Source organism: Colwellia sp. E2M01 (genome assembly GCF_018860585.1).
Classification (GTDB): Bacteria; Pseudomonadota; Gammaproteobacteria; order Enterobacterales; family Alteromonadaceae; genus Colwellia.
In genome coordinates this window covers 1-5,086 of sequence record NZ_JAHKPR010000061.1, presented here as the reverse complement: position 1 = coordinate 5,086, position 5,086 = coordinate 1, and the positions used below count along the sequence as shown (strand labels likewise).

4 protein-coding genes are annotated in these 5,086 nt (G+C 35.1%); 1 reads left to right on the top strand and 3 read right to left on the bottom strand.

Annotation, left to right across the window (positions count from 1 at the left end):
* Positions 1-240 precede the first annotated feature (240 nt).
* Positions 241-816, top strand: a complete 576-nt coding sequence (locus tag KO502_RS11995) for a DUF4136 domain-containing protein (RefSeq protein ID WP_216022810.1) — start codon at positions 241-243, stop codon at positions 814-816.
* Between the two features lie 181 nt (positions 817-997).
* On the opposite strand, the gene yfbR is transcribed toward KO502_RS11995, so the two are convergent.
* From yfbR to KO502_RS11980, 3 genes are all read right to left on the bottom strand, one after another.
* Positions 998-1,591: a 5'-deoxynucleotidase gene (gene yfbR / locus KO502_RS11990; RefSeq protein WP_216022809.1), complete on the bottom strand. Its 594-nt coding sequence runs from the start codon at positions 1,589-1,591 to the stop codon at positions 998-1,000.
* Positions 1,592-1,776: 185 nt separating this feature from the next.
* The gene (locus KO502_RS11985; protein ID WP_216022808.1) at positions 1,777-3,003 is read right to left on the bottom strand and encodes a pyridoxal phosphate-dependent aminotransferase; all 1,227 of its coding nucleotides are present in this window, start codon (positions 3,001-3,003) and stop codon (positions 1,777-1,779) included.
* A gap of 224 nt (positions 3,004-3,227) precedes the next feature.
* Positions 3,228-4,925: a proline--tRNA ligase gene (locus KO502_RS11980; RefSeq protein ID WP_216022807.1), complete on the bottom strand. Its 1,698-nt coding sequence runs from the start codon at positions 4,923-4,925 to the stop codon at positions 3,228-3,230.
* Positions 4,926-5,086: the final 161 nt, after the last annotated feature.

The window sequence follows — 5,086 nt, the reverse complement described above, 5'->3', positions numbered from 1 at the left end:
GTAATTTAACGGACTTGGTATAACAATGCGAATTAAAACTCATTAAAGGAAATATACTGGCTGCTTTTAATTAGCTGAAGGTTACTAATGTTATTGTTTTGTAAATTAATAATTGTTTTTAATGGTTTTAATCTTTGTTTCGACTATATTCGCAATGCATTATGATTTATATTAACTAGGAATGTTAATTATAAATCTATGATTTAGCACTATAGGTTTTACTCACTAAATGGAATAACTATGAATTCAATTAAATTATTAATAATGGCAGCTATTGTTGCTTTTACCACAGGTTGTGCTTCGAATGCTGCAAAAGTTGATTTTGATAAAAATAAAGATATCGATACATCAAACTATAAAACATTTGCATGGTTGACTAAAACCAGAATTATGGCCGCTTCTATTGACGTTAATCCAGTTTTAGAAGCAAGAATAAGTGACAGTATTGAGCAAGCTTTTATTGCTAAAGGATACCAGTTAATTGATGACGCAGAAGCTGCTGATTTTGCTATTTCTTATACGGTAGGTAGCCGTGATAAAATTAAAGTAAATAGCTACCCAGCATCTTATAATGCAGGGTTTGGTTGGGGACGAGGTTACTATGGCGGTCGTGGTTACTATGGCTCTATGGGCATGGGTAATGATACTTCTGTTAGACAATATACTGAAGGTAAATTAGCAATTGATGCATATGATGTTAAAACTCACCAACCAGTATTTCATGGTTGGGCAACCAAGCGCCTTACTTCTGATGAAAGTGAGTCACCAATTAATGTAGTTAACGACGTTGTTTCACAAGTAGTGAATAACTTTTAATACACTAATCGACAAATATATTAATCGAAAAATTCTTTAATCGATAGCGCTTTGTAATTTAATCGATAGCGCTTTGTAAGTAGTAGCTGATAAAACGGATATAAAAAAAACGACATATTGTCGTTTTTTTATATCTGAATATTGGTAACAAAAGTTGAAGTTTAAGCCTAGTTAACCCTAGTTAAGCTTTTGAAAGTTTATCTACAGTGACTAAACAAGCTTCCATAAAAGTATCGATAAAGTATTTTACTTCTGGCATCGTCTCTTTTAATTGAGATATTTTAATGGATAGACGCTCTTCAACATGATCAAATTCTGGATTTTTGTGGTTAATTTCATCAAGCGCTTTAATGTAAGCAACAATAATATCAGCGGCTTTAACAATAGCTTTGTATTCGTCTGAAACATTATCTTGTACTATTATGTCGTTAAATACTTCTTGTAACTCTACAGGCAAAGAGGCTAAACATTCTTTTTCTGCTAGTAATTCAATCTTTTTAAACTCACGCGCTATTTCTTTATTGGCATATTTTGTAGGATTTACAATATCGCCATATCGAGTTTCACTGGCTTCATGGTACATCGCAATGGTTGATATTTTATCGGCATTCACAGTACCATTAAATTTTTTATTTTTAATAACTGCAAGTAAGTGCGCGACAATAGCAACTTGATGAGAATGTTCGGCAATATTTTCAGGCTTTACACAAAACATTAATGACCAGCGTTTGATTAACGGCATACGGAACATCCAGGCGAGAAATGAGCTTTGCATATTATCTCCTCTTAAAAATGACTATTATGTTAAACAATACTTTTGAACATGATTAAAAATGGCTGTGACTAAAATAGGCGATATCGTTATTATTTTGATATACCCGAACATCTAAAATATTGGGTTTAGGTATTAATATTCTAAGTAAAACAAAATATTAATACCTTAAGAAGTGAAGAGAAAGGTTACTTGGCTTTCACTTGTTTATAGCTGCTAAAAAAGTGTTTGATTTTTTCAAGCGCAGGAATAAGCTCGTCAACATGCGGTAAAAATACTAAACGGAAGTAATTCTTTTCTTTAATATTGAATGCACTACCATGTACTAATAATATTTTCTCTTGCTTTAATAAATCTAAAATCATTTTTTCATCGTTGTAGATGCCAAATTTTTCGTTGTCTACTTTTACAAAAAGATACAGGGCACCCATTGCTGGATGACAAGATAAACCATCTATCTCGTTAATCATTTTAGCGGCAATGTTACGTTGCTTGATTAAACGTCCGTCACCTTGAATTAATTCATTAATACTTTGATAACCACCCAATGCTGTTTGAATCGCATGTTGTGAAGGTACATTGGCACAAAGGCGCATAGATGAGAGCATTGTTAAGCCCTCTAAATAATCTTCAGCGTGAATCTTAGGGCCAGTGATAACCATCCAACCAGCTCTAAAGCCCGCAATACGATAGTTTTTAGATAAGCCTCCCATCGTAATGATTAATACATCTTTTGCTAAACTTGCGGTAGGAATATGTTTAGCTTCATCATATAAAATCTTATCGTAAATCTCATCACTGTAAATAATCAGTTCGTGTTTACGTGCAAGGGCGATTATTCCTTCTAAAATTTCTTTCGGGTATACCGCGCCAGTAGGATTGTTAGGGTTAATTAAAACAATAGCTTTAGTTTTATCGGTAATTTTGGCTTCCATATCTTCAAGACTTGGATACCAAAAATTCTCATCATCACATACATAATGCACCGGTGTTCCACCAGCAAGTGAAACTGCAGCAGTCCATAATGGGTAATCAGGTGCAGGAATTAATACTTCATCGCCATTATTAAGTAGACCTTGCATAGCCATAACGATGAGTTCACTTACACCGTTACCAATAAAAATATCATCAACACGTACATCTTTAATGCCTTGTTGCTGAAAATATTGCATTACCGCAACACGAGCTGAATAAATACCTTTTGAGTCGCTATAACCTTGTGAGCGCGGAAGGTTATAAATAACGTCTTTTAAAATATCGTCAGGAGCTTGAAAACCAAATGGGGCAGGGTTACCAATATTCAATTTAAGTATTTTATGGCCTTCATCTTCTAGACGTTTGGCCTCGGCCGCTATTTGTCCTCTAATTTCGTAACAAACATTATCTAATTTAGATGACTTGGTAATAGCTTTCATGATTGGGCAACTTCTTAAGTAAAAGGAATAAAAAAATGAGCCTGTTATTGTTGCCAATAATGGCCTATTTGGAAAGTGTTATTTGTATTTTTTTAGAATTAATTTTTTGACCTGAATTAGGATAACAAAAAAGGGACGAAAGTCCCTTATTTATATAGTGCCAGGTATTACTATGCTGGTTACTTTATTAATCAATTTATAGTTGAAAAAGAACCTATAAAAAATTAATTAAATAAAGCTAAAACTTCATCAATAGCGATGAGTGATTTTTCACCAGTAATACGGTTTTTAAGTTCAACTTGTTGTGCGTCTAAATTACGTTCACCAACGATCAATAATAACGGTGTTCCCATTAATTCATGATCGGCAAACATAACGCCCGGACGTTCTTTTCTGTCGTCAAATAAAACTTCAACACCGGCTTGTAATAATGAATCATATAAATTGTCAGCAGTTTCTTTTACACGTGCTGATTTAGCCATGTTCATTGGAACAATAGCTACCTGGAAAGGAGCAATAGCTTTAGGCCATTTTATGCCGTTTTCATCGTGATTTTGCTCAATGGCAGCAGCAACAATACGTGACACACCAATACCATAACAACCCATAGTTAAGGTTTCGTTTTTACCACCTTCATTAAGTACCGCGCAGTTCATTGCTTCTGCATATTTACGACCAAGCTGGAAAATATGACCAACTTCAATACCACGCTTAATTTCTATATTACCTTGGCCACACGGACTTGGATCACCAGCAACAACATTACGGATATCAGCAACAGTTATTTCACCACAATCTCTTTCCCAGTTAACACCCGTATATGAATAACCATTTTCATTGGCACCACAAACAAAATCACTTAAATGGGCAGCACTTCTGTCGACAATAACGTCAACAGCTAAGTCTTTAGGACCTAATGAGCTAATGTGACAATTAGCTACAGCTGCAATTTGTTCATCAGTAGCAAGTGTTAGCGGTGAAGCAATAGCAGGGATATTCTCTGCTTTAATGTCATTTAGTTGATGATCGCCACGTAATACCAACGCTATAAACTTTTCAGGAGCGCCGTCAGCCACTTCGGCAAGTACTAACAACGTTTTAACCGTAGTTTTTAAATCTAAATTTGAGGTTTTAATTAAACGCTCTAATTTTAACTCTACTTTTTCAATTGCTTGACTAGGAGCAGCTCGTTCACCTGTTGGTGCTAATGCTTCTGCTTTTTCAATGTTTGCAGCAAAGTCACTCGCGTCACTAAAGGCAATATCATCTTCACCAGAATCAGCTAGTACATGAAATTCATGTGACTTTTCACCACCAATAGAGCCAGTGTCAGCAATAACTGGGCGGAAATTCAATTCAAGACGTTCAAATATACGACAATAAGCATTGAACATTTTTTGATATGTTGTCTCTAAACATTGGTCGTCTAAATGAAAAGAATACGCATCTTTCATTAAAAACTCACGACCACGCATTACGCCAAAACGTGGACGTATTTCATCACGAAACTTAGTTTGTACTTGAAACAAGTTTAATGGTAGTTGTTTATAACTGCTTAATTCATTGGCAACTAATTTGGTGATCACTTCTTCATGTGTTGGTCCTAATACAAAAGGACGCTTATGGCGATCGGTAATGCGTAATAATTCAGGACCATAATCAGCTAACCTACCTGACTCCTCCCATAAATCAGCAGGTTGAACCATTGGCATTAATACTTCATTACTGCCTGCACGTTGCATTTCTTCACGAACAATAGTCTCAACTTTTTTCAACACGCGTAAACCGGTTGGTAGCCAAGTATATAAGCCAGAAGCAAGGTTACGAACAAGACCTGCTCGTAACATCAATTGGTGACTGATCACTTCTGCACTAGCAGGAGTTTCTTTTAGAGTAGACAGTAAATATTGACTGGTACGCATGGTTAGTATTCCAAAATATAGGGGGGTCGTATAATGGGCGACATTCTATCAGGGGGTTAGCCTATGAAAAAGTAATATATGTAATATTTGTTACTTAGTTCAATTAAAAGCATTAATTAATACCAATTTGATTAAATTTCTTCCCAACTCAGAGCTATGCT

Excerpts from the sequence above, each read along its gene's own strand:
- KO502_RS11985 (WP_216022808.1), bottom strand. The coding sequence starts at position 3,003 with ATGAAAGCTATTACCAAGTCATCTAAATTAGATAATGTTTGTTACGAA.
- KO502_RS11980 (WP_216022807.1), bottom strand. The coding sequence starts at position 4,925 with ATGCGTACCAGTCAATATTTACTGTCTACTCTAAAAGAAACTCCTGCT.
- KO502_RS11995 (WP_216022810.1), top strand. The coding sequence starts at position 241 with ATGAATTCAATTAAATTATTAATAATGGCAGCTATTGTTGCTTTTACC.
- yfbR (WP_216022809.1), bottom strand. The coding sequence starts at position 1,591 with ATGCAAAGCTCATTTCTCGCCTGGATGTTCCGTATGCCGTTAATCAAA.